The following is a 321-nucleotide window of genomic DNA, read 5'->3' as shown; positions in this document are numbered from 1 at the left end:
GCTTTTTCTGCTGCAACGCGTTCTTGTTCTACACGTTCAGCTTCAGCCTTTTCTGCTGCAATGCGTTCTTGTTCTACACGTTCGGCTTGTGCCTTCTCTGCTGCAATGCGTGCTTGTTCTACACGTTCGGCTTCAGCTTTTTCTGCTGCAACGCGTGCTTGTTCTACACGTTCGGCTTCAGCTTTTTCTGCTGCAACGCGTTCTTGTTCTACACGTTCAGCTTCAGCCTTTTCTGCTGCAATGCGTTCTTGTTCTACACGTTCGGCTTGTGCCTTCTCTGCTGCAATGCGTGCTTGTTCTACACGTTCGGCTTCAGCTTTT

General features: G+C 49.5%; 1 pseudogene. It reads right to left on the bottom strand.

Annotated features, from left to right (window positions below):
- Positions 1-321: pseudogene (locus JIG41_RS22680) on the bottom strand (signal recognition particle-docking protein FtsY); the annotation flags it as partial.

Origin of the sequence: Pseudoalteromonas sp. bablab_jr011, assembly GCF_016464045.1 — a bacterium.
GTDB classification, from domain to species: Bacteria; Pseudomonadota; Gammaproteobacteria; order Enterobacterales; family Alteromonadaceae; genus Pseudoalteromonas; species Pseudoalteromonas lipolytica.
The sequence above is the reverse complement of the archived record's forward strand: the minus strand, read 5'-3'. Positions and strand labels throughout refer to the sequence as shown.